Below are 22962 nucleotides of genomic sequence, written 5' to 3'. Positions count from 1 at the left end.
CTCGACGCCTATAGCGGGGTAACAGTTCAGAATTCGGAGAGAAACAAAATGGATCGCCTCAATGGAAAAATTGCCATCGTAACAGGAGCCGGTTCGGGCCTCGGAAAAGCGATCAGCGAAACATTTGCTGCAGAAGGCGCTCGAGTCGTTCTGACCGACATTGATATGGAAGCCGTCACAAAGGTTGCCGAAGCAATTGGCGCCAATGCAATTGCTCTTCAACAGGATGTTGTTGATGAGCACCGCTGGGATGAGATATTCGCGGCAACGGCTGACGCATTCGGCGCGCCGCATATTCTGGTCAACAATGCCGGTCTCGTCATTCCCGGCACGATCGAGGATTGCTCGCTCGAACTGTTCCGCAAACAGACTTCTATCATGCTCGACGGTGTATTTCTGGGATGCCGTAGCGCGATCAAAGTGATGAAATCTAATGATCAGCCCAGCTCAATCATCAACATGAGTTCGATGGCGGCCTTACAGGGCTATTCGCCATTCGTCGCCTATAGTGCAGCCAAAGGCGGCGTCCGGTCGATGACAAAATCGGTCGCTCTGCATTGCAAGGAACAGGATTATCCGATCCGTTGCAACAGCCTCCATCCGGCCGGCATAGATACGCCGATGGTACGGCAGGAAGCGGTCGGTGCGGGTGGCGGAGAAACCCCGGCAACCGGAATGATAGAGATCGGCGAACTGGGTCACCCCAATGATGTTGCGGCTCTATGCGTCTATCTGGCCAGCGATGAATCGCGCTTTATGACCGCTGGCGAATATCCGGTCGACAATGGCGTGCTCTACAAGCCAGCCTGACCTCAGGAGGCGGCCGCCCCCATTGCGGCCGCCATCTGGTTCTGGAATTCCGCGAGATCGAAATAGTCACGCCATTTGGCGATTTTGCCTTCGCGCATTTCGAACGTGCCCATCACGCGGATGGCAATCCACTGTCCGTTGATCCGGAACTTGTCGGTGCGTTCGGTCAACACCGTGTCGCCCTCGGCGACAATGTGGTGGACGATCCATTCCGCGCCATCGGAACCCATGCCGGAGCCATCAAAGAATGCTTTGACCGCGTCGATACCGACACAGGGTTCCATCGGGATATTATGGTAGAAAATATCGTCCGCCATGGCCGCATAGATTGCGTCATAATCCAGCCGGTTCCAGGCATCGATAAAGTCGAGAACCTGTTGCTTGCTATCGGACATGGTCAAACTTCCTTCTATTCTGCCGGCGATACGTCGAGGATCATCTTGCCCTGATTGGCCCCGGAGAATAGTTTCATGAAGGCAGCATAGCTGTTTTCGATACCCTTATCGATATCCTCGTCATGCTTGATCTTGCCCTCGGCGAGCCATTTACCCATTTCTGCAATGCCTTCGGCAAACCGGGGTGGATAATCGCGAACGAGGAAGCCCTTGATCGTCGCCTGACGCGAGATCAGATACCAGAGATTGCGAATACCAACAGGTTCCGGACTGTTATATTCGCTGATCAGGCCGCAAAGCACGACGCGGCCATATTCGTTGATCGCAGTGATCCCGGCGTCGAGAATTTCACCGCCCACATTTTCCCAGATGATATCGACACCATCGGGGGCTGCCGCCGCGATTTCCTTTTCCAGGTCGGCCTGGCTCTTGCCGCGATAGTCTATCGCTGCATCGAAACCATAATCCTCGATCAGGCGGCGACATTTATCTGCGCCACCGGCAATGCCGATAACACGGCAGCCCTTGATCTTGCCGATCTGGCCAACCAGCGAACCAACCGCACCAGCGGCGCCGGTTACCAGCAAAGTGTCGCCAGCCTTGGGCTTGCCATCGTCGATCATGCCGAAATAGGCGGTCATCCCGACCGCGCCGAGAACCGACAGAAAATTGGTCGGAGACGGAACCAGCGAGGCATCTACTGGCGATGTAAATCCGCCAGCTTCGACCACGGAATATTCTTCCATCGCGCCTAGACCGACAACCCACTGCCCAACTGGGAAGTCGGGGTTTTCGGATTCGGCGACCCGACCGACGCTGCTGGCCGTAACCGCAGCGCCCAAAGCAATCGGCGGCATATAGCTTTCCGCATCGCTCATCCAGCCGCGCTGGGCCGGATCTAGAGAGATATAATGATTGCGGACCAGAAACGAACCATCAGAGAGTTCCGGCAAATCCTCCTCGATCAGCGCAAAATCGCTTTCCTTGGGCTCGCCAACCGGGCGACTGACGAGCGTGAATTTGCGGTTCGTGGTCATATATTATCCTTCATTCGCGATTTGGTGGGATTTCTTGATTTTCTTGGCGAGCGACCATTTGTGGACTTCGGTCGGGCCGTCATAGACGCGGAAAGCGCGCACTTCGCGGAACACTTGCTCGACCACTGTATCCTTGCTCAGTCCGGTACCGCCCATCACCTGGACGCAATTGTCGGCGATGCGGAACAAAGCCTCGGAAACAGCAACCTTAGCCATCGAGCTTTCGGTGGTGCCCAATGCGCCGGTATCCAGTACCTCTGCGCACCAGTCGATCATCAACTCAGCCTGCTTGAGATCAATCTGGTTCTGCGCCAGCATGAAGCCGACACCTTCATGGTCGATAAGCGGCTTGCCGAATGCTTGCCGTTTGCAGGCATAGTCAATGGCAATTTCCTGTGCCCGGTCACAGCAACCGAGCCAGCGCATGCAATGAGTCAGGCGGGCCGGAGACAATCGAACCTGCGCATATTTGAAACCTTCACCGCTTTCGCCGAGCATCTGGTCGGCAGGAACGCGGAGATTATCAATATTCACAACCGAATGGCTGCCGGGCATCGAGCTGTCGATCGTGTCCAGCACCCGCTCAATCTTGATCGCCGGATCGGGAAGGTCGACGAGAAACATGGTCGCGCCTTCGTCAGACTTCGCCATGATGATCCCGACCTTCGCGCCTTTTGCGCCGGTGATGAAAGTCTTGCGGCCATTGATCACCCAGTGGTTGCCATCGGGCTTCGCAGTCGTCTGCATCATCATCGGATCGGAACCAGCGCCATTTTCACTGGCCGGTTCGGTCATGAAAAAGGCCGAGCGTTCCCGTCCGGAAACCAGTGGTTCCAGGAACCGCTCTTTCTGCTCCGGCGACGCGCATTTTCCGAGCAGATACATATTGCCCTCGTCCGGCGCGAACGTATTAACCGCCAGCGGCCCCAGCGGCGACAATCCGGACTTGCGCAAAACAAGCGCCGTTTCCAGATGCGTCAGATGGCTGCCATCCTCGCGAATATGCGGCGTCAGGACACCGGCTTCCCTGGCGAGCACGCGCATTTCCTGGACCAGCTCATCGGTCGGACCGTGATCCTCGCAGCGCACGTCCTTTTCATAAGCAAAAATTTTGTCGCGAACGAACTTCTCAACCCGTTCAGCCATGTCATGCGCCTCGGCGCTGATTTCTTTGGTCATCGAATCTCCTATCTTTGGAGAATCGTTACGGCAGATACGCCCGGTGCGCCATAGACTTGGGTATAGGCGGTTTTGGGATCGCCCGGCACCTGCCGCGCGCCCGCTGTTCCTCGCAACTGAACGACATTTTCATATACCTGGCGCAAACCGGACGCGCCAACCGGTTCGCCGCAAGCGAGACAGCCACCATCTGTGTTGATCGGCAAAGTGCCGTTGATCTCGCTGCGTCCTTCGAGCAGCCACTGCTCCTGTTCGCCGGGCTTGCAAAATCCGTTTTCCGCCATGTGCATGATTTCCGCACCGGATTCCGTGTCCTGCAGCTGGGCGATATCAATATCTTCCGGCCCCATGCCGGCCTGTTCGAAGGCCGCCTTGGAAGCTATTCCGGTTGCTGTTCCACCCCGTTCGTTGTCAATCGATGCGGCAAAGACCTCGAAGGATCCGGCTGGCCGCGTACGCATCACGGAAGACTTGAGCCGGATTATCGGAACGCCCAATTCCCTGGCCTTTTTCTCACTCGCCAATATCAGCGCGACAGCCCCTTCCGCAGGCGCACAGAACATATATTTTGTCAGCGGGTCGCAGATCATCGGCGCATTCATGATCGTTTCCAGGTCAACCTCGCTGCGCCGCCATGCATGATCGGTTTTCACGCCGTTGCGGAAGGCTTTTTGAGCAACCCTGCCGAGCGTCTCCCGGCTGATATTATGCTCATGCAGATAGCGCATGATCTTCGCACCGAAAAACTGCACGGTAAGCATATAGCCGGCTTCGCCATACCAGTTGGGCAGACCGTAATCTGACGGGTCGGCGTTAAATGCACCGCGCGGATGTTTATCGAAACCGACCGCCATGCCCATTTCATATTCGCCCGACTTGATCGCGCTCACCGCAGCGTTGAGGGCCGATCCGCCGGTCGCGCAACCATTGGAGACATTAATAAACTGGATGCCGGTCAGGCCCAGCTGCGACACCATATTATCTGCGCTGCCCGAAGCCGCCGAACCGCCAAAGGCGAACTCGACATCTTTCCATTCGATACCGCTATCGGCAAGTGCCTGCCTGACCGCGAAAATTCCCTGGTCCATGCCGTCACGTCCTTCGGTCCGGCCAAAGGGGTGAATGCCTGCTCCTACGATGCAAACGTCTGACATGATTATTCTCCCTGAACAGGTTTGAAGGCATGGATAAGCAATTGCTCTTCTGGCGGCGCATCGGGATCCAGCGGGATCACCGTAAACTCGACCTCCATGCCGATTTTGACATCATCCGGGTCAATACCGGTTAAACGCGATTCGACCATCGTCTGGCCCGGCAGGCTGACATAGGCGACCACATAAGGTTTGAATTTCTCGGGCTCAGTGGGTCCGATATAAGGGGGCTTGGGCGGAAAACGCTGAACCGTATAGGTCCAGACTGTCCCGCGCGTGGCCAGCGCTATCGGTTCGATATTGTCCGCCGGATTCAATGGCAGGGGAAAAAATATCTGCCCGGTTTCCTTGTTTCGCGCACCGATGAGTGCGTTCATGTCCTCGGTAAACAGATTGTCGGCAATCGGTTGTGCGCTCACGAAGATCTCTCCCTTTTCTGTACATCCTATAAGGGGGAAAGCGGGAAGCCATTAACTGCCAAAACGGCTAGGATAATCACGCGCTAATAGCCAGGATGCACTGCCAGCATACCGCCATCGACCAGCAGATCGCTACCGGTGACAAAGCTGCTGTCATCGCCCGCCAGATATACGGCGGCTGCGGCCAGATCACTGCCTTGCCCAATCCGGTTCATCGGCGCCATGGCGGCTGCCATTTCGACCATGCCAGGAACACTTTCCGCCGCCGTGTCGATAATGGCGGTGTGAGTCGCCCCGGGAATCAGATTGTTGCACCGGATATTCAATCCGCTCTGCGCGCAATGGACCGCCACCGATTTGGACAACATCCGCACCGCGCTTTTTGAGGCTGTATATGTCACATCACCAGGGAGCGCCGCGAATGCACTGGTCGAGGCAATGTTGATGATCGAGCCACAGGACCCGCCGGGATTCTCTTTCATTGCGGCAATCGCTTTCTGGCAACCCAGCATCACACCGGTCAGATTGATGCCAAGCAAATGGTGCCAGCTTTCGAGATCGACATCCTCGATAGTCTTGCCGATCACGATTCCGGCATTGTTGACCAATATATCCAGCCGACCATATTCGTCTTTGACCTTCTCCATCACCCGATCCCATGCTTGGGCATCGGACACATCCTGAACCATGAACATTGCTCCGGCCTCGTCAGCAACGGATTGACCAAGACCTTCTTGAACATCGGTCGACAGGACTTTGGCACCCTCCTGCACAAAACGCGCGACCGTCGCCGCACCAATACCCGATGCGCCGCCGGTCACTATCGCAACCTTGCCCTCCAATTGACCCGACATATTCTTCTCCCTATCAAATTCAGCAGAGGCTTATCTGGCCCCGACACTCTAGTTCCGGCATAATCTTAAACGAAAGGATGCTTGATGCTGACGCCGGAACATATGACGCAAATCGTGGACCAATATCTGGCCGCGATAAATGCAGGCGACATGCCAGCGGTAATGACAATTTATTCCGATGATGCGGCAGTCGAAGACCCGGTCGGCACAGAGCCGAAACGTGGCGACGATATCCTGGAATTTTATATCAACGCATTTTCCGGCGGCGCCAAGGTCGAGCTGACCGGTCCCGTGCGCATTTCGGAAAAGGCAGCTGCTTTCCCGTTCCGCGCCGAAATCAAACGGCCGGGAGATCAGATCCTGATCGTGGACGTGATCGACATTTTCGAATTTGATCCAGCCGGCAAAGTGCGCAAGATGACGGCCCATTTTGGTCCTGCCAATGTGACCGTCAGAACCGTCTAGATCGCTCCGCGGCTGATCAAAAGCCGGAATTTTTGGCCCAGCGATCACTGTGAAAACCGGCGTCGCCAAACATCTGCTGGGCGACATGCACGCGCTTGAAGTAAAGGCCGACATCATATTCGTCGGTAACGCCAATGCCGCCGTGCATCTGGATCGCTTCCTTGGTCGCAAGCTGTGCGACTTGGCCGGTCTTGGCCTTGGCCAGCGAACAGGTGATCCCGGCACTGTCAAAATCCTCGTCGAGATCCTTTAGCGATTTCAGTACTGCCGACTTCATCATCTCGATCTCGGTCGCCAGATGGGCTGCCCGATGCTGCAACCCCTGAAAGGACCCGATTTTCTGGCCAAATTGCTCGCGTTCCTTGAGATAGTCCGTGGTAACCCCGAAAACCTGCTGCGCGGAACCGGACATCTCGGCGCTGAGCACCGCGCGGCCGGCAGATAATATGCCCTCCAGCGCGCCATAGCCGCCATCCAGTTCGCCCAATATATCATCGCCGGTAACTTCGAGGCCGTCGACCGAAATATTGGCAGCGTTGCGGCTGTCCACCATCGGTGTTTGCTCGCGCGTTATTTCGGGCGCATCTGCGTCAACCAGGAACAAAGTGATGCCGTGCGTATCGCCTTGCGCTCCCGATGTGCGGGCAGCGATGATCAATTTGTCAGCGACATGGCCGTCGGCAACAAAGGTTTTTGCACCGGAAAGGGTGAAGCCGTTGCCAGAAGGTTCGGCTGAGAATGCGATCCGGCTCGGATTATGCCGCGGCCCCTCATCGACAGCCAGAGCAAATAACTTCTCGCCGCTGCTGATCGCCGCGAGATTTTCCTCTTTCTGCTTTGCCGATCCATATTGCTGGATCGCGGTCGCGCCCAGAACGGAAGTGGAGAAGAATGGCGAGGCGGTAAGATTGCGGCCCATTTGTTCCGCCAGCACCCCGGCACCGACATAGCCAAATCCGCTGCCGCCATGTTCTTCATCGACGATGATTCCGGCCCAGCCCATTTGCGCCATTTCCGACCAGAGTTCACGGCAGAACCCGTCCGCGGGCTTGTCGTCGCGAACTTTCCGGAATGCGGAAACCGGAGCTTTCTCCGTCAGAAAACCGCGCGCGGCATCCTGCAGCATTTCCTGTTCTTCGTTGAGTATCAGCAGCATGTGTATTTCGCCCTATTCGCTCGGCAATCCCAAGACGCGCTTGGAAATGATGTTAAACTGGACCTCCGTGGTGCCACCAAGGATCGAATAGGCCCGGTTGTAGAGCCAGTTATTGGCGAGGCTGCCATATTCAATACCATCTTCACCGATAGTTGCCGCAGCGGTGCCTTCGATATCCATACGCAACTCGGTGCCACGCTTGGTCAGCTCGGAAGCGACATATTTCAGCATCGACGATTTCGCGCCCAGACCGTTGCCCGCATTGGCTTCGTCGGTCATCCGCTCAACGGTCAGATTATAGGCCCAATTGTCGAGCTCTGCCTGCGCTATGCTTTGACGCAGAGCAGGATCGTCGAGACGTCCAGCGGCATCCAGACCGATTTTGTCGGCAGCAAATTTGCCGAGGCTTTCCGGTCCGCTCGTTCCGCGCAAGGGCGACATCGTACCGAGCATACCGCGCTCGTGTACCAGCAGGTTCTTCGCCACATCCCAGCCGCGATTGACTTCGCCGACGACGGACGCGTTGTTGTCGCCATAGCTTTTCGGCACTTTGACATTGTCGAAAAATGTCTCGCAAAATGGTGAATGGCCGGAAATGAGCACGATCGGCTTCACACTGATGCCCTCGCTCGCCATATCCATCAGGATGAAGGTTATGCCTTTATGCTTTGGAGCATCGAAGTCGGTCCGTACCAGACAGAAGATCCAGTCGGAAATATCGGCGTTGGATGTCCAGACTTTCTGGCCGTTGATCAGCCAATGATCACCCTTGTCCTCGCATTTTGTCTTGAGCGAAGCCAAATCCGACCCGGCACCCGGCTCGGAATAGCCCTGACACCAGCGAATTTCGCCGCGCGCAATCCCTGTCAAATGCTGTTCTTTTTGCTCGTGCGTCCCATAAGCCAGCAAAGCGGGGCCGAGCATCGAAATACCGAAGTTGCTCAGCGGTTTACGTGCGTCGATTGCCTGGCGCTCTTCGTCAAGAATCTTGGCTTCGTCAGCGGAAAGGCCCGCTCCGCCATATTCCTTGGGCCAGGTCGGTACAGTATAGCCCTTGGCCAATGCGCGCTCGAACCAGATTTTCTGCGCTTCGGACTGGAACTCCCACTGGCGTCCACCCCAGCACTGGTTTTCAGCGGTGATATCCCCGTCGCGCATTTCTTCGGGGCAGTTTTCTGCCAGCCATGCCCGCACTTCTATGCGGAATTTTTCCGGATCGCTCATGACCTAACCTCTCGTGACAACCATGTCATATGTCAGCCTGCATGATGCGGGCACTGCGCATTTAGTTAGCGATATCATCGTCTGCATCAGTCCAGACGAAGCATTTGCTTGCCGAAATTCTGGCCTGCGAACAAACGCCGCAATGTTACGGGAATATTGTCAAATCCTTCCTGGATATCTTCTTTGAAGGTTATTCTGCCTTCCTTGATCCATTGCCGCATGCGTTTTTGCGCTTCGGGAAATTCGCTCGCATAGTCGGATACAATAAAGCCCGACATGCTTGCCCGCTTGAAGATCAGGTTGAAGTAATTTTCGGGTCCAGCCGGCATGTCGCCCTGCTCGTAGCGGGAGATACCGCCGCAAATCGCAACGCGCGCGTGCATGGCAATATGGGCCAGTGCATCATTGAGGATCTTGCCGCCGACATTGTCGTAGAAGACGTTGATCGACTGGGCGCAATGTTCCTTCAATTTCGCCCGAACATCATCATTCTTATAGTCGATCGCCACGTCATAACCGACATCGTCGATCAGCCATTTGCATTTTTCTGCACCGCCAGCGATGCCAATCGTCCGGCATCCTGCGATTTTGGCGATCTGCCCGACCATTGAACCGGTTGCACCGGCTGCGCCAGACACGACAACCGTATCACCTGGCTGCGGTCGGCCATGTTTCAACAATCCGAAATAAGCTGTCATCCCGGTGGTGCCGAGCGCTCCCAGATTTGCGGCAAGCAAATCATCATCGGGAACCTTGTTCAATTCACCGCCGGGGACATGCGCATAATCCTGCCAGCGCAACATGCCCATTACCTTGTCACCAGCCGAAAAACCGGAATGCCGCGACTCGATGACCGTGCCGACGCCCGATCCGCGCATCACTTCACCAATTTCTGTAGGCGCGACATAGCCGCCGATATTCTCCATCCAGCCTTTTTGCGCCGGATCGAAACCCAATATCTCGGTCTTCACGAGAACATGACCTTCGGCGCATGACGGCACTTCGGTGACCACTTTTTTAAAATCATCGTCAACGAGCCCGCGTCCTCTGGGACGTCCATTGATCAGCCACTGCCTGTTGTCGGTCATTTTTTCTCTCCATTGGAAGACTTGGAAAGGTGTTAGACGGTTTCTTCCAGTCAACCGAACTGCCAGCTTTGATAGCTGGCGGACTGGAAATATCGATTGCATCCAGCTTGCCTGCGGGTTGCTCGTGCATGATCCGCGCTTTTCCGCCATAGTCCCGCGAGCAACAATGTTCGACTGGGCGCAGCCTAATCGCGGCTCACTCCCTATAACAATAGTGGCGGGCCAGCCCGCTCGCGCTATGAAGTTTTCAAAGAAAGCGTCCCCTCCAGAGGGCCGCATTACAAAGGAGCAAAGCCATTGGCCAATAGTGACATGGCGGACAAAGACGTCCTCGTTGATATTTTCACCCGCGCCGACCTGATCATGCAATCGGATATCAAATTCCGTCAGATGATTGGAGCGGGTCAGTTGCAAATCGTCTATTATCCCGTACGCGGCCAGGAAGTCGTGTCTTCGGCGATGATGGCAGCGGTGAACAAGGAAGATTATCTCGTCACGATTTATCGCGGACTGCATGATCAACTCGCCAAGGGCATTCCTTCCAAAGACCTATGGGCCGAATTTGCCGGCAAGATGGCAGGCACCTGCAAGGGCAAGGGCGGGCCGATGCATATTACCCATCCTGAAACCGGAGTGATGGTCACGACCGGGATTGTCGGCTCGGGCATCCCGATTGCCAACGGCCTCGCGCTTGCCAGCCAGCTCGACAAGGACGGCAAGGTCACGGTCTGCTGTTTCGGCGATGGTGCGACCAATATCGGCGCATTCCATGAAGGCCTTAATATGGCCCAGGTCTGGAAGCTTCCGGTTATTTTCCTGTGCCAGAACAATCTCTATTCCGAACACACCCCGATGTCTTTCGCCACCAGTTCCGATTCCATCAAGCAGCGCGGCGAAGGCCTTGGCCTGCGCTCGGTGCAGGTGAACGGCAATGATGCCAGCGCAATGTATGCGGCAGCAAAAGAGGCGGTCGAATATGCGCGGGCGGGTCACGGACCAACATTGATCGAAGCAATGACCTTCCGCTTCCACGGTCACCTGCTTGGCGATACCAGCCATTATATTCCGAAAGAGGAAATGGAGCAGGCGAAGAAGGACGATCCGATGCCGATCCTGCGCCAGCAGTTGCTCGACCTTCAGGTCAGCGAAGCAGATATCGCCGCGATTGAAGCAAAAAATGCCGCGATCATAGAAGAAGCATCGCAGTTTGCGCTGGATGCACCTTATCCTCCGGGCGATGAATATCGCATCGATGTCCTCGACGTGGAGATAGCAGCATGACCGATACAGCCGAAAAACCGAAAGACATCATGTTTGCTCAAGCCTGCAATATGGCCTTGGCCAAAGCGATGGCAGACGACCCCAAAGTCATTCTGTTGGGCGAAGATATCGCCGATGAACAGGGCGGCGGCGTATTCAAGGTGACCCTCGGCCTGTCCGAAAAATTCGGCACGGACCGCGTGCGTTCCACCCCGATTTCCGAACAGGCGATCGTTGGCGCAGCGGTTGGTTCTGCCATGGTCGGTTACAAACCGGTTGCGGAAATCATGCTGATGAACTTCATCACCGTTGCGATGGACCAGATTGTCAATCACGCGGCAAAGCTTCGGTTCATGTCTGGCGGACAGACCACCGTTCCGCTGACCATCCGCACCACGACCGGTGCAGGCACCGGTCTTGGCGGTCAGCATAGTGACATGCTCGAAGCATGGCTTGCCCACGTTCCGGGCCTCAAGGTCGTTGCAGCATCCAACCCGGCCGATGCTTATGGCCTGCTTTACTCCTCGATCATGGATCCCAACCCGGTGATCTTCATCGAGAATACGCCCGGCTATTTTGTCAAAGGCCCTGCTCCTGCACCGGACCACGTCGTACCGCTCGGCAAGGCATCGGTACCTCGCGAAGGCACGGATATTACGCTGATCGGCTATGGCAGCAGCATCAGCAGATGCCATGGCGCTGCGGACAATCTCGCCAAGGACGGTATCTCCTGCGAAATCGTCGACCTGCGCACCATCGCCCCGTTTGATGAAGAAACGGTGCTGAAAAGCGTTGCCAAGACCAAGGCTGCAGTCGTTGTCCACGAAGCGGTCCGGAATTTCGGCGTAGGCGCAGAGATTTCCTCGCGCATTCACGAGGAACTGTTCTCCGAACTGAAGGCCCCTGTCGGCCGTGTCGGATCTGGCTATGCGCCGGTTCCTTTCTCACCAGCGATCGAGAAGGCCTGGATGTTCAACCAGGACGATGTCGAACGTGAAGTACACAAGATCTTAGGGTAAAATTACAATGGCAACAGAAATACGCATTCCGAAATTGGGCTTCAGCATGGAATCCGGCATTCTCGCGGAATGGCTGGTCGAAGACGGCGCGGACGTAACCGCGGGTCAGGAAATCTACGCGCTGGAAAACGAAAAATCGACCCAGGAAGTCGAATCGCCAGCAAGCGGAAAACTGAAGATCATCATCCAGGCGGATGGGGAAGAATATCCGGTAGGCGAATTAATCGGAACGATTGAATAACCAAGACCACGCAACTCCACGGACCTATCACTATCGTTAGGAATGTTTGGTTGACTACAAAACCAAACAACGCGACACACAGAGAATAATAATAAGTGTCGCAAGGAGTAGAGTTGGATGGCTGCGAATTTTATCGCCGAGATTCCCGAAATTGGTCGGAAACGGTTTCGCGAGAATGTAGATAGTGTCACCATTACCAATCCAGCGGAGATCCGTCCCGCTGCAGAGGCTGTGCACAAAATCGCGGAATCCTATGGATTTCGTATCGCTGTATCGGCCGACATTTCATCCAAGGCACATCTCGTCGATGCCGACGGCAATCTGATCAACAAGGATGTTTTCGGCTGGGTCGCCGAAGGCGAACGCTGGTGGGAAGATACCCGCCTTGCGCTCAGTTCTCCCCTGCCCCGTGCCTGCCGCTACGAGAGCGAACCAATCTGGTGCAACGCCGAGGGGTTTCACGGGCATTGGCCGAATGAATATCTCGACAAAATCGATCTGAAGGATTTTTACGCCCAATCCCAGACCTCCAAATCCCACATATTGATTCCCGTACATCTGCCATTCGGCCAGATCGCGGCCGTCAGCTTCTCGACGCTTGAACATGGCATAACCGATCTCACCGAGGCCTATCGGCTCTATTCCGACTTTTTCGGGATTGTCACCGGCCGCTTTGTGACCGGCTATGTTCTGGCAATGCGCGAAAAGCACCGGATGCCGGCCAATTGCATCCTGTCAAAGCGCGAAGCAGAATGTCTGCACTGGGCCGCGATCGGCAAGACCGACAAGGAGATCAGCATGATCCTGTCGCTCAGCCATGCGACGATCCGCTATCACGTCAACCGGGCCGGGCAAAAGCTGAACAGCGTAAACCGTGGACAGACGATATTCAAAGCCGGCCAGCTGGGATATCTCGGCGCGACCGACTAGGGTCTATTTCCGCAATATGGCGAAGACCGCGGTCATCGTCATCAGCACAGCATCACCGCAGACAATCTGCCCGCTGCAGTAAGCGGTGCGTTTGCTGATCCGGTCGATGTTCGTATAAGCTTCGACCCAGTCATCAAGCTTCGCAGCAGCGAGAAAATTGGTGTTCAGATTCATCGTTGCCACCGGCAAGCGAGGCCGTTCGGCTTCGTGAACCTGCAGGCTGAGCGCTACGTCAGCGAGCGTCCCGAGAATGCCGCCGTGCGCGACGTTTATGTGGTTGATCTGCCCCTTGTGGATCCGTGTCCCCACGACGATGCAATCTTCATCGGATCGCACATAATAGGGCCCGGCCATGTCGAGAAACGGGCTGGAAAATTTCGCTCGTTCAAAACCGGCCGGGATATTATCGGCAGACAAACTATCCAAAGTCAGGCGACCGCCTTCTTCGGGCTTTTCGGTGGCTCTTCGGAATCCAGCCACAGGTTCAGCGTCTCGTGAAAATGCCGGAGCTTCGATTCCTGATATTGCGCGAACAGGGAGACCCCGTCCGGCTGGCTTTTCACGCCTTTTTGCATCGCCTTGTGATTGAGATAGTCCTGGTTAAAAATCTTGTTCAGATAGCTGCCAAACTCTGTCGCCTGCGTATAATCGTCATGCAGGTCGAGGAACGTGCATTTCGCTGGCTCTGGACGCTCTGCACCTTCTGGCAACGGGACCATGAACATGACTTCATGCAGCGATTGCTCCGGATTGTCGCCATCGGGACGGAAACGGTAGAAAATCGGATTGAAGTCCGCCCAGGGGCTGATGTTCGGGAATACGCTATAGAAAATCGCATCGACGAGATCAGCATCGCTGATATCATCAACCATGTCGCCCCAGGCGGGACGCATTTCCTCGCGTCGTGCCTGCGCCGCCTCGTCACGCATGGCGTGAGCGGAAACGTCGGTATGGACCATCGGCATATTTTCATCATCCGGAGCAATCTTGCCACCGATCCAGTTGCACATATGCGGATCTGCAGATGTCACATCACCTTCAATATAATTGGCCTCCATATCGAAAATGCCGCTCTTGCCGTTCGGCAAAGAGACTTTCACCCGATTTTCTTCCAGCCGCTCGAACTTGTGCTTGCTGATCGGGTGGACGAAACTCTGGAAAGCTTTCTGATCCGGAAAGGCTGTCGGATCGGGATTGACCAGATCGGTATGGGGGCTGGGCTGACCATGGGCAGACATCGCCCGGGATATATTGTGCCAGACATCATATTTGCTGTTTGCGTCAGCAAAGGCCGGCATCAGTTCCGGATGGGTGCCGACCACATGATAGGATTCCATGAACGCTTCCTGGGCAATTTTCCAGTTGCACGGCAGCCGCTTGATCATATGCGCCGCTTTGAAACGCCGTTCGAAAGGAATCTGGAAATGGCGATCAATGTCACCAAGGAAATCTTCGAGCGGTTCGCAATCGGGATCCGGATTGATAAACACGAACCCGCCCCACTCACCGACGCTGATTTCCTTCAGGCTGTGGGTTTCTTCGCTTACCGAAGGAAAATCCCATTGGCATGGCACTTCTTTCAACTTGCCGTTCAGTTCCCACGACCAGCCATGGAACGGACAGCGCAGCGCCTTTTGACCCTTTTTGTGATTGTCGCAAATCGCCCGGCCGCGATGCATGCAGCTGTTGGGATATGCCTTGATCTCGTCTTCCGATACCCGGACCACCAGAAAGGAAAGCCCGGCAATATCATAAACGAAAGTATCGCCGACATTCTTTATATCATCCTTGTGACAAGCCATTTGCCAGACGCGTTTCCAGAGTCTCTCGACTTCGCGATCATGCTCTTCCTTGGTCCAGTAGCGGCTGACCTCGACGGTAGTGACGCCAGGCTCCATCGGCGATTCTTCAAGAAACACAGCCGGCGGCGCGACTTTGTCGCCTTCCAGCAATTCCGTATAGGAAATCCCGTTTGACCGATTATGTCCGGTTAAAGTCTCAACCATCATCTTCTCCTGAAAACTAAACGTCTTTGTTTCGATCAAAATAGCCTAAACAAGCCACTCGGCCACTAGTGAATCTGGCAGCATCGCCTGTTGTTTTTGAGAGGTTAGCCCCCGGCGATTACCTGTGTATCTTTGCATCATATAGAGACGGAAGCGAATCCGCCCCGAAGGAGAAATTTCACGTGAAGCTTTATTCCAGCCTTGGCCCCAATCCACGTTTTGCCCGTATGTTCATTCTCGAGAAGGGTATCGACGTCGAACGCGTGCATATCGATATCCTGACGGCGGAAAACAGGCAGCCGGACTTTGCAGACAAGAACATCCTCGGTACCACACCGGTGCTCGAACTCGATAATGGCTTCATGCTCAGCGAGATCATGGCGATCGCCGAATATCTGGAAGAAACCCATCCCGAGCCAGTTCTGATCGGATCAACTCCTCTGGAGCGCGCCGAAGTGCGGATGTGGACCCGCCGGATCGATCTGGAAATTGCCGTGCCGATGACTCTCGGCTTCCGCGGCGGCGTCGGTCGTCCAATGTTTGAGCCGCGAATGGATGTGGTTGGTGCCGAAGGCGCAGCAGATCTCTCCCGCATGTCAGACAATAAATGGAAATGGCTCGACGGGCAGCTCGAGGGCAAAGACTATATCTGCCAGGACAAGTTCACCATGGCCGACCTGATTGCCTATTGCTTCATCCAGTTCGGCTATACGATCGGCTGGTCGCTGCCGGAAGGCACGGACAATCTGGCAAAATTTGTTGATCGGATTGGCCAGCGACCATCCTCGAAAGTCTGGCAGGACAGCGAATGAGCGAGACTCCAGCCTCTCTCGCCAAGCTCGGCACGATCATGCAGATCAGCTATGTGCCGGACGATTATGACGCGGCGCTCGATTACTGGACGCAGAAAATGGGCGCAGGTCCGTTTTTCCACACCGAAAAAGTCGAGGTGGAAAATGTCAAATATCGCGGCGAGCCGTCCGATATCCAGTTCTCTATGGCAATCGGCTATTGGGGCGATGTCCAGGTCGAACTGATCCGTCCGAATAATGATGCACCGTCGATGTTCAGGGACTGGCGAGAAAAGGGCCTGCAGGGTGTCCAACATCTCTGCCTGATCGTCGATGATCTGGACCACGCCCGCGCACTAACCAAAGAAGCTGGCGGCGAAGTGATCCAGGAAGTCAGCCTGCCCGGCGGTGTCGGTGGCGCCTTTTATGCCGATTATGGTGGTGGCCCCGGTACAATCATCGAATATCTGCAAATCCCGCAAGCCGGCCTCGACGGCTTCGGAGCCATGCGCCAGATGCATCTCGACTGGGATGGCAAGACAAACCCCGTGATAGGAAAAGAATAGATGAGCGAAGCTCCAGAACGCCGTCCCGACCAGAAACCGATCCAGTGCGTGCTGGTCGCCGCCGGCAAATATCATGATATCGATTACGCCAGGCTGGAAGTGCTGAAATTGCTCGCCGAGGATGACCGCATCCGGGTGCGGGTATTCGAGGATTACGAAAATCTCGACGCGATCAAGAATGCAGATTTTCTCGTCAGCTATACCTGCGATCTGAAACCCAGCGAAGCGGCGCAGAAAAATATCCAGGATTTTGTCACAAGCGGCGGGCGCTATTTTGCCCTGCACGGCACAAACTCGGTCCTGCGTTTTCTGGAAAGCGGTCTGGTCGATGCGCCCGATGAAATGCCGGTTTTTGCCGACACGCTTGGTACCCGCTTCCTTGCACACCCGCCGATCATCCCGTTCACCGTCGACAATGCTCAGCCCGATCATCCGCTGGTCAAGGGCATTCCCAGTTTCGAGACAGTTGACGAACAATATCTGGTGCAGACTCGCGCCGAACTCGATGTGCTGCTCGACACCGAATATAATGGTACGGATGATATCAGTGGCTTCGTTCACAGCGACGTCGAGAAGAGCCGTCATCCGGTTTTCTATATCCGCCGGATGGGCGAAGGCGCAGTGCTTTATCTCACTATGGGCCACTGCCGCGGCCATTATGATATGGATCCGGTGATGGATTGGTGGCCCGAAGTGGATCGCTCGGGCTGGCAGCAGCCGATCATTTATGATCTGCTGCGCCGCGGGATCGGCTGGAGCTGCGAAACCGCCATAACAAAATTTTAACCCCGATTTCACGAAACACACAGGAGAATAAAATGGATTTAGGACTCAAGGGCAAAAAAGTCATTCTCACCGGCGGAAGCCGTGGCCTCGGGCGCGCGGCGCTGGAACATTTTGCTGCGGAAGGCGCTGATGTCGCCTTCTTCTCGCGCAATGCCGAGCAGGTCGCTGCCGCGAAGAAAGAACTCGAAGCCCATGGCGGCAAGGTGATCGCCGATGCGCTCGATATGACCGATCTCGACGGCTATGCCAAATGGCTTGAAAAAGCCGCCGGCGAGCTTGGTGGCTGCGACATTTTCATCCACAATGTCAGCTCGTCCGGTGCCGGCGCAACCGGTGACTGGGAAGTTACTTTCAACACCGACATCCTCGGCGCGGTCAAAGCGATGGAAGTGCTCGAACCCTATCTGGAAAAATCAGACGACGGCAGCGTGATCTTCATGTCTTCCACCGCAGCGTTCGAAACCTTTGTTGCGCCACAGGCATTCAACGCGATGAAAGCCGCGCTGATCACCTTCGGCAGCCAGCTGAGCCAGTCGCTCGGCCCCAAGGGCATTCGCGTCAACATGGTTTCCCCGGGCCCGATCAAATTCCCCGGCGGCAACTGGTCGCAGATTGAAAAGGGCATGCCGGAATTTTACGAAGGCACAAAAGCCGGCTTTGCACTGGGTGATTTCGGCACAGCCGATGACGTCGCCCGCGGCGTCGTCTTTCTCGCCAGCCCGGCGTCCAGCTATACCACCGGCGCGCATCTGGTCATCGACGGCGGCTTCACCAAACGCGTTCAATTCTAAATTAAAATGCTTCCCCTTCCCGATGGAGGGGGAAGCTTGATCTTCCCTTTACGTGGTTCCGTATCACCCCCGAGGGCATAAGCCCGATTTACGGTCGCCCCCGCTGATAGGGCTACCTCGCCAAAACCTTCATTGTGATCGCTCACCCAATGATTTTATGATGCAAGCGATCCAAAGCGCATTATAGCGCGCGTCATGTCGACACGGCCATCAGAGAACACCCGAACATCCACGCTTTGGGCAGCCATGCCCTATCTCGCTTTATTTGGCGGAATGGTGTCCCTGGCGGTTGGGACCTCCTTTGCAAAACAGTTGTTTCCGGTGATTGGCGCGGAGGGAACCGCCGCGCTGCGGGTCAGTCTGTCGGCCCTGATATTGCTCTGCGTCTGGCGACCCTGGCGTTCCAGGCTGAACCGGGCCGATGCAGGGCGTGTGCTCTTATACGGGCTCGTGCTGGGACTTATGAACCTTACATTCTACCTGTCGCTACGGACCATTCCGCTGGGACCGGCCATCGCGATCGAATTTACCGGACCATTGGCTCTGGCGTTAATTCATGCGCGGCGCTGGATCCATTTTCTCTGGGTGGGCTGTGCAGTGGCAGGCCTGGGACTTCTGCTCCCTCTCCGCGGCGGCATATATGCGTTGGATCCCGTAGGCGTTGCTTTCGCAGCCGCAGCGGGTCTGTTCTGGGCTCTATATATCATTTTCGGAAAAAGCCTGTCGCACATGCACGCAGGACAGTCCGTGGCACTCGGTATGAGCACCGCTGCTATCGTTATCCTGCCCTTCGGCATCATGGGCGCCGGAACGGCCTTGCTATTACCGTCCGTCCTGTTTTTGGGCCTAGGTGTTGCGCTGCTATCCAGCGCCTTGCCTTATTCCCTGGAGATGATTGCCCTGCGCCACATCCCGGAGCGAACCTTTGGCGTCATGCTGTCTGCGGAACCGGCCATAGGTGCGATCGCAGGCATGTTCATTCTCCATGAGCAACTCAGCGGCCTGCAATGGTTTGCCATCGGCTGTATAGTAATAGCCTCTATTGGCGCGCTCCTGACGACAGAATCAGATAATCCGATCATCACGCCCGGTGCGCCGGCATAGAGGACTGATTGCCCTAGCAAGCAAATTTAGAGGCCTGCTGAACCAGACATCCTGTTCGAATCATGCATGCGCGAGCGCAAAATCCAGCGCCGCACAAACGGCCGCGACTTGCGCTTTGTTGCACTCTTCAGGCGTTGCGCGCTCGCTGTCCGGATAAACTTCGGTAGTTGTCCTGAACCGGGCATCGGTGATCGCCCCGCACATCGCATATTTGGCTTGCGGATATTCGATCACGCCGTGAGCGACGACGGGTGAACCTATAATCATATTATTTTCATCCGGCGGAGCGATGTGCGTCACAGCTTCAACCGCGGAGATTATGGACTGCTGGAAGGCAGGTTGCGGGCCCTCGCTATCGTCAACCAGATAGAAACCGTCAGGTATGGAGTCCGGCATAGAGCTATTGCCGTCTCGCGCGGCCAAGGCGGGACGAAACTCGGTCTCGTCGCTGTCGGTGGTTTCGTGCAGGTCGATATGCAAAAGAAACGGTCCCTTCTGTGCCGCAACCAACGCCATCAGCGCGGCGCACTCCAGCGCCTGGCTATCGGCTTCGAAATTGCGATTGGGATCCAATGCATCGTAATTCCAACGATTGACGCGTTCGTAAGCCCAGGGGCTGATGCAAGGCGCCACCAGCAGATTGACTTTGCCAGCATAGTTGGCTGCGCGGGTCTCAAGGAATTCAAGCGCGCCCATGATTCCGCTCGTTTCGTATCCGTGGACTCCGCCAGTTACCAGCGCTGTGGGCAGAGCCGGATCGTGAGGACCGTTGCGAAGCGCGAAGAGCGAATAGGTTTCACCAGCATAATCGAGTTGACCATAGGGGATAATCTCAAACTGGTCAGCCAGAGCCTCGATCCGCGGCACCACGTCCGCGGCGTACCGGCGCTGGACGGATTGACTGGCCCGCCATTGCCTCCGCTCCTCCTCGCCCCATGGCTGGCCCGGAATTCCTATCGGATAAAAAGGGGTGCTGTTCATTCTGGTCTCACTGGCTAGGTTCGCAAATCACGGCTTGCGAGTTGCGCTGCCAATTCTAGACGAATTTCGACTGAGTGCCAGAGTTGGTGTCCGCTTTCAGAATAATACAGCTTCCGAAAACAAGCGGTTCATCTCTCCATCACTTCCCTTTGCCGGTAAAAGCTCCGATCCTCTGATGCATATCGGGACCGTGGCCTTCGCTCTCCATCACTTCCCACTGCAGCCCGGCATCGAGCGGACCGCCATCGGTCGCCTCGAGCAAACGTTTGTTAGCGGCGTGGGAGAACCCGGAATTGGCGACAATCTTGCCGGCAAGTGCCGCAATCTCGGCGTCAAATTGCGCGAGCGGCACGGCATATTCGGCCAGACCGATACGTACCGCTTCCTCGGCGTTGATCATGTCGGCGGTAAACATCAGCCGTTTGGCGGTAGCGATCCCGACCCGTCGCGGCAGTCGCTGGCTCATCCCCCAGATCGGGGTCAGCGCCCATTTCGCATGGGTATCGCCAAAGCGGGCGCTATCCGCTGCCAATATGAAATCCGCCGCCAGCGCTACTTCCAGCGCGCCCGTATAGCAATGGCCGTGCACCGCCGCGATCACCGGCTTGGGCAGTTTTTCCAGCATCCGCAACGTCTCTGAATGCCAGCCACGCGAAGGCACCGCCTCGCCTTCTGCAATGTCGCCGAGATCATGTCCGGCTGAAAAACATTTCCCCGCCCCGCGCAGCACTACGCAACCGATATTATCATCTTTACGCAGGTCCTCGACATGGTCGCGCAGCTCCTTGAACATCGCCACGGTCAAAGCATTGAGCTTGTCGGGGCGATTCAGCGTCAACAGCGTCCAGCCATCCTGATCTTCACGCAGTACGAGATTAGTCATGGCTTCACTCCCTTTGTCGGACACCGTTCGTGCTGAGCCTGTCGAAGCACCTCTCGACGAGAAGTGCCCTTCGACAGGCTCAGGGCGAACGGTAAAATATCAACTATAAAATGCTATCGATCAGTTGACCGCCCGGTCCTTGCCCTCCCAATAAGGCGCGCGCAGGTCCTTGCGCAAGATCTTGCCTGACGGATTGCGTGGCAGGGCGTCGATAAAATCGATCGATTTCGGACATTTGAAACCGGCAATCCGCTCGCGGGCATCGGCAATCAGTTCGGCTTCGGTCAGTTCCTGCCCGGGCTTGAGCACGACACAGGCCTTTACCGCCTCGCCCCATTTTTCATCGGGCACCCCGATGACCGCGACGTCGGCGACCTTGGGATTGGCATAAAGCGCATTTTCGACTTCTGCCGGATAGACATTTTCACCACCCGAGATGATCATGTCTTTCAGCCGGTCCTGAATATAGAGATAGCCGTCTTCGTCGAGAGAGCCGGCGTCGCCGGTGTGCAGCCAGCCATCGGCATCAATGGTTTCGGCTGTGGCTTCCGGACGATTCCAGTAACCTTTCATATTCTTGGTAGAACGCGTCGCGATTTCGCCGATTGTATAAGGCGGCAAAGCCTCGCCCGTCTCCGGATCGATGATCTTGATCTCGACACCGGGGAGAGGCGTACCGACCGAACGCATCTTCTCGTTGCCGTTCACATCATGGTCTTCCGGATTAAGCGTGGTAATCGTCCCCGATGTCTCGGTCATGCCGTACATCTGGACAAAACCGCAGCCGAGCACATCCATCGCCTGTTTCATCAGCTCCAGCGGGATCGGCGACGCGCCATAGGTGATATATTTGAGATTGGAGAAATCGACATCCTTGGCCCGTGGATGATTGAGCAATATCTGGATCGCCGCCGGGACCATGAAGATTTTCGAGATATTATATTGGGCGATCAGATCGAGCGCCTGGGTCGGATCATATTCCGGCAGCACAATGGCGCTACCGCCGGTAAACATCACACCCAGCCCGGTGCCGGTCCCGCTGATATGGAAGCAGGGCATGGCAAGCAATGTAATCTCGCCCGGAATCGGCTTTTGCCAGTCCATCAGATCATCTTCGGTAACACCGGAACTGCGGGAAGAGAAGATCGATCCGCTGGTCATGATCGCGCCCTTGGGATGCCCGGTGGTACCAGACGTATAAAGCTGCAGCGCATCATCTTCTTCAGTGCAGGACACCATCGGGTCAATCGCATCAAAGCCATCACGCCATGACGGATAGCTGGCGAAATCGCCCTCGGCTTTCTCGCTGCCCAATATCAGTTCGACATGGTCCATATCCGCTTTGATTTTACGCACCAGATCATCGAAACCGGGGCCGATGAAGAGAATCTTCGCCTGACAGTCATTCAATATATAGGCGACTTCCGGCGGTGCCAGACGCCAGTTGACCGGCACCATGACCGCGCCCAGCTTGGCCGCACCGACCAGGATTTCGAAATAGAGATGGCTGTTCTTGCCCATATAGGCGATCCGGTCGCCCTTGCCGACGCCTCTGGATGCCAGAGCCTGAGCCGCCCGGTTGCTGCCTTCATCGAGTGCAGCATAGGTCATCTCGTCATCTTCATAGGTGAAAACCACAGAGTCCGGTTGTTCCTGTGCGTGAAAACGCACAACATCGGCGATGGAAATAATGTCTTCTTCGGTCATGCAATTGTCCTCTTTGCGCGATTCTGTGATCGGCTTTTCCATGGAATACATAGAGAGGCTGTCACATGATACAGCCTAGCAGATTGACTAGCCGCGATGCCCTGAATCCGGTGGCAACG

Annotated in this window: 25 protein-coding genes; 11 read left to right on the top strand and 14 right to left on the bottom strand. The window is 55.8% G+C overall.

Annotated elements, in window-relative coordinates; all coding sequences use genetic code 11:
- The first annotated feature begins 48 nt into the window (after positions 1–48).
- Positions 49–810 (top strand): SDR family oxidoreductase, encoded by a 762-nt coding sequence (locus ACWFTY_RS03680; RefSeq protein ID WP_447526041.1) that lies wholly within the window; start codon positions 49–51, stop codon positions 808–810.
- 2 nt (positions 811–812) lie between these two features.
- Here ACWFTY_RS03680 and ACWFTY_RS03675 read toward each other — a convergent pair whose 3' ends face one another.
- The 6 genes from ACWFTY_RS03675 to ACWFTY_RS03650 all read right to left on the bottom strand — a co-directional run bounded on the left by ACWFTY_RS03675 (position 813) and on the right by ACWFTY_RS03650 (position 5845).
- On the bottom strand, positions 813–1205 hold the full coding sequence (locus tag ACWFTY_RS03675; RefSeq protein ID WP_447526040.1) for a limonene-1,2-epoxide hydrolase family protein: 393 nt from the start codon (positions 1203–1205) through the stop codon (positions 813–815).
- Positions 1206–1219: 14 nt separating this feature from the next.
- Positions 1220–2242 (bottom strand): NADP-dependent oxidoreductase, encoded by a 1023-nt coding sequence (locus ACWFTY_RS03670; RefSeq protein WP_447526039.1) that lies wholly within the window; start codon positions 2240–2242, stop codon positions 1220–1222.
- A 3-nt stretch (positions 2243–2245) separates the two neighbouring features.
- The gene (locus ACWFTY_RS03665) at positions 2246–3421 is read right to left on the bottom strand and encodes an acyl-CoA dehydrogenase family protein (RefSeq protein WP_447526038.1); all 1176 of its coding nucleotides are present in this window, start codon (positions 3419–3421) and stop codon (positions 2246–2248) included.
- 8 nt (positions 3422–3429) lie between these two features.
- A complete protein-coding gene (locus tag ACWFTY_RS03660) occupies positions 3430–4578 on the bottom strand; it encodes a thiolase family protein (RefSeq protein WP_447526936.1) in 1149 nt (382 codons plus the stop codon).
- Complete coding sequence (locus ACWFTY_RS03655; RefSeq protein WP_447526037.1) at positions 4578–4991, bottom strand: Zn-ribbon domain-containing OB-fold protein; 414 nt, start codon at positions 4989–4991, stop codon at positions 4578–4580. The genes ACWFTY_RS03660 and ACWFTY_RS03655 overlap by 1 nt, the downstream gene beginning before the upstream one ends.
- Before the next feature lie 83 nt (positions 4992–5074).
- Entirely contained in the window at positions 5075–5845 is a 771-nt protein-coding gene (locus tag ACWFTY_RS03650) for an SDR family NAD(P)-dependent oxidoreductase (protein WP_447526036.1), read from the bottom strand.
- Between the two features lie 84 nt (positions 5846–5929).
- Here ACWFTY_RS03650 and ACWFTY_RS03645 point away from each other — a divergent pair, with 84 nt between their 5' ends.
- Entirely contained in the window at positions 5930–6310 is a 381-nt protein-coding gene (locus tag ACWFTY_RS03645; RefSeq protein WP_447526035.1) for a nuclear transport factor 2 family protein, read from the top strand.
- A gap of 16 nt (positions 6311–6326) precedes the next feature.
- Here ACWFTY_RS03645 and ACWFTY_RS03640 read toward each other — a convergent pair whose 3' ends face one another.
- The 3 genes from ACWFTY_RS03640 to ACWFTY_RS03630 form a co-directional block, all read right to left on the bottom strand.
- Positions 6327–7466, bottom strand: coding sequence for an acyl-CoA dehydrogenase family protein (locus tag ACWFTY_RS03640; RefSeq protein WP_447526034.1), 1140 nt, complete (start codon positions 7464–7466; stop codon positions 6327–6329).
- A gap of 12 nt (positions 7467–7478) precedes the next feature.
- A complete protein-coding gene (locus ACWFTY_RS03635) occupies positions 7479–8690 on the bottom strand; it encodes an acyl-CoA dehydrogenase family protein (RefSeq protein ID WP_447526033.1) in 1212 nt (403 codons plus the stop codon).
- Positions 8691–8776: 86 nt separating this feature from the next.
- Positions 8777–9778, bottom strand: coding sequence for an NADP-dependent oxidoreductase (locus ACWFTY_RS03630; RefSeq protein WP_447526032.1), 1002 nt, complete (start codon positions 9776–9778; stop codon positions 8777–8779).
- 297 nt (positions 9779–10075) lie between these two features.
- On the opposite strand from ACWFTY_RS03630, the gene ACWFTY_RS03625 reads away from it, so the two are divergent.
- From ACWFTY_RS03625 to ACWFTY_RS03610, 4 genes are all read left to right on the top strand, one after another.
- Entirely contained in the window at positions 10076–11059 is a 984-nt protein-coding gene (locus tag ACWFTY_RS03625; RefSeq protein ID WP_447526031.1) for a thiamine pyrophosphate-dependent dehydrogenase E1 component subunit alpha, read from the top strand.
- Positions 11056–12057, top strand: coding sequence for an alpha-ketoacid dehydrogenase subunit beta (locus ACWFTY_RS03620; RefSeq protein ID WP_447526030.1), 1002 nt, complete (start codon positions 11056–11058; stop codon positions 12055–12057). The genes ACWFTY_RS03625 and ACWFTY_RS03620 overlap by 4 nt, the downstream gene beginning before the upstream one ends.
- A 7-nt stretch (positions 12058–12064) precedes the next feature.
- Positions 12065–12298 (top strand): biotin/lipoyl-containing protein, encoded by a 234-nt coding sequence (locus ACWFTY_RS03615; RefSeq protein WP_067197704.1) that lies wholly within the window; start codon positions 12065–12067, stop codon positions 12296–12298.
- Between the two features lie 117 nt (positions 12299–12415).
- Positions 12416–13228, top strand: a complete 813-nt coding sequence (locus ACWFTY_RS03610) for a helix-turn-helix domain-containing protein (RefSeq protein WP_447526029.1) — start codon at positions 12416–12418, stop codon at positions 13226–13228.
- A 3-nt stretch (positions 13229–13231) separates the two neighbouring features.
- On the opposite strand, the gene ACWFTY_RS03605 is transcribed toward ACWFTY_RS03610, so the two are convergent.
- Together ACWFTY_RS03605 and ACWFTY_RS03600 are read right to left on the bottom strand one after the other, a co-directional pair.
- Complete coding sequence (locus ACWFTY_RS03605; protein WP_447526028.1) at positions 13232–13654, bottom strand: PaaI family thioesterase; 423 nt, start codon at positions 13652–13654, stop codon at positions 13232–13234.
- Positions 13655–13656: 2 nt separating this feature from the next.
- Entirely contained in the window at positions 13657–15234 is a 1578-nt protein-coding gene (locus tag ACWFTY_RS03600; protein ID WP_447526027.1) for an aromatic ring-hydroxylating oxygenase subunit alpha, read from the bottom strand.
- Between the two features lie 182 nt (positions 15235–15416).
- Between ACWFTY_RS03600 and ACWFTY_RS03595 the strand changes: the two genes are divergently transcribed.
- From ACWFTY_RS03595 to ACWFTY_RS03575, 5 genes are all read left to right on the top strand, one after another.
- Positions 15417–16046 (top strand): glutathione S-transferase family protein, encoded by a 630-nt coding sequence (locus tag ACWFTY_RS03595; RefSeq protein WP_447526026.1) that lies wholly within the window; start codon positions 15417–15419, stop codon positions 16044–16046.
- Positions 16043–16591 (top strand): VOC family protein, encoded by a 549-nt coding sequence (locus tag ACWFTY_RS03590; protein WP_447526025.1) that lies wholly within the window; start codon positions 16043–16045, stop codon positions 16589–16591. The genes ACWFTY_RS03595 and ACWFTY_RS03590 overlap by 4 nt, the downstream gene beginning before the upstream one ends.
- Positions 16592–17377, top strand: a complete 786-nt coding sequence (locus tag ACWFTY_RS03585; RefSeq protein ID WP_447526024.1) for a ThuA domain-containing protein — start codon at positions 16592–16594, stop codon at positions 17375–17377. It abuts the gene before it with no gap.
- 32 nt (positions 17378–17409) lie between these two features.
- A complete protein-coding gene (locus ACWFTY_RS03580; RefSeq protein ID WP_447526023.1) occupies positions 17410–18168 on the top strand; it encodes an SDR family NAD(P)-dependent oxidoreductase in 759 nt (252 codons plus the stop codon).
- Positions 18169–18363: 195 nt separating this feature from the next.
- Positions 18364–19272 (top strand): EamA family transporter, encoded by a 909-nt coding sequence (locus ACWFTY_RS03575; protein WP_447526022.1) that lies wholly within the window; start codon positions 18364–18366, stop codon positions 19270–19272.
- 60 nt (positions 19273–19332) lie between these two features.
- On the opposite strand, the gene ACWFTY_RS03570 is transcribed toward ACWFTY_RS03575, so the two are convergent.
- From ACWFTY_RS03570 to ACWFTY_RS03560, 3 genes are all read right to left on the bottom strand, one after another.
- Entirely contained in the window at positions 19333–20253 is a 921-nt protein-coding gene (locus tag ACWFTY_RS03570) for a M14 family metallopeptidase (RefSeq protein WP_447526021.1), read from the bottom strand.
- 139 nt (positions 20254–20392) lie between these two features.
- Complete coding sequence (locus tag ACWFTY_RS03565; RefSeq protein ID WP_447526020.1) at positions 20393–21136, bottom strand: enoyl-CoA hydratase/isomerase family protein; 744 nt, start codon at positions 21134–21136, stop codon at positions 20393–20395.
- A gap of 120 nt (positions 21137–21256) precedes the next feature.
- Complete coding sequence (locus ACWFTY_RS03560; RefSeq protein ID WP_447526019.1) at positions 21257–22843, bottom strand: fatty acid--CoA ligase; 1587 nt, start codon at positions 22841–22843, stop codon at positions 21257–21259.
- Positions 22844–22962: the final 119 nt, after the last annotated feature.

The organism is Parasphingorhabdus sp. NYA22, assembly GCF_976973735.1.
Note: the sequence above shows the minus strand (reverse complement) of the source record. Positions and strands in the feature narration are given on the sequence as shown.

Coding starts and splice junctions, on each gene's coding strand:
- ACWFTY_RS03680 (WP_447526041.1), top strand. CDS start 49: ATGGATCGCCTCAATGGAAAAATTGCCATCGTAACAGGAGCCGGTTCG.
- ACWFTY_RS03675 (WP_447526040.1), bottom strand. CDS start 1,205: ATGTCCGATAGCAAGCAACAGGTTCTCGACTTTATCGATGCCTGGAAC.
- ACWFTY_RS03670 (WP_447526039.1), bottom strand. CDS start 2,242: ATGACCACGAACCGCAAATTCACGCTCGTCAGTCGCCCGGTTGGCGAG.
- ACWFTY_RS03665 (WP_447526038.1), bottom strand. CDS start 3,421: ATGACCAAAGAAATCAGCGCCGAGGCGCATGACATGGCTGAACGGGTT.
- ACWFTY_RS03650 (WP_447526036.1), bottom strand. CDS start 5,845: ATGTCGGGTCAATTGGAGGGCAAGGTTGCGATAGTGACCGGCGGCGCA.
- ACWFTY_RS03645 (WP_447526035.1), top strand. CDS start 5,930: ATGCTGACGCCGGAACATATGACGCAAATCGTGGACCAATATCTGGCC.
- ACWFTY_RS03640 (WP_447526034.1), bottom strand. CDS start 7,466: ATGCTGCTGATACTCAACGAAGAACAGGAAATGCTGCAGGATGCCGCG.
- ACWFTY_RS03635 (WP_447526033.1), bottom strand. CDS start 8,690: ATGAGCGATCCGGAAAAATTCCGCATAGAAGTGCGGGCATGGCTGGCA.
- ACWFTY_RS03630 (WP_447526032.1), bottom strand. CDS start 9,778: ATGACCGACAACAGGCAGTGGCTGATCAATGGACGTCCCAGAGGACGC.
- ACWFTY_RS03620 (WP_447526030.1), top strand. CDS start 11,056: ATGACCGATACAGCCGAAAAACCGAAAGACATCATGTTTGCTCAAGCC.
- ACWFTY_RS03615 (WP_067197704.1), top strand. CDS start 12,065: ATGGCAACAGAAATACGCATTCCGAAATTGGGCTTCAGCATGGAATCC.
- ACWFTY_RS03610 (WP_447526029.1), top strand. CDS start 12,416: ATGGCTGCGAATTTTATCGCCGAGATTCCCGAAATTGGTCGGAAACGG.
- ACWFTY_RS03600 (WP_447526027.1), bottom strand. CDS start 15,234: ATGGTTGAGACTTTAACCGGACATAATCGGTCAAACGGGATTTCCTAT.
- ACWFTY_RS03590 (WP_447526025.1), top strand. CDS start 16,043: ATGAGCGAGACTCCAGCCTCTCTCGCCAAGCTCGGCACGATCATGCAG.
- ACWFTY_RS03585 (WP_447526024.1), top strand. CDS start 16,592: ATGAGCGAAGCTCCAGAACGCCGTCCCGACCAGAAACCGATCCAGTGC.
- ACWFTY_RS03580 (WP_447526023.1), top strand. CDS start 17,410: ATGGATTTAGGACTCAAGGGCAAAAAAGTCATTCTCACCGGCGGAAGC.
- ACWFTY_RS03575 (WP_447526022.1), top strand. CDS start 18,364: ATGTCGACACGGCCATCAGAGAACACCCGAACATCCACGCTTTGGGCA.
- ACWFTY_RS03570 (WP_447526021.1), bottom strand. CDS start 20,253: ATGAACAGCACCCCTTTTTATCCGATAGGAATTCCGGGCCAGCCATGG.
- ACWFTY_RS03565 (WP_447526020.1), bottom strand. CDS start 21,136: ATGACTAATCTCGTACTGCGTGAAGATCAGGATGGCTGGACGCTGTTG.
- ACWFTY_RS03560 (WP_447526019.1), bottom strand. CDS start 22,843: ATGACCGAAGAAGACATTATTTCCATCGCCGATGTTGTGCGTTTTCAC.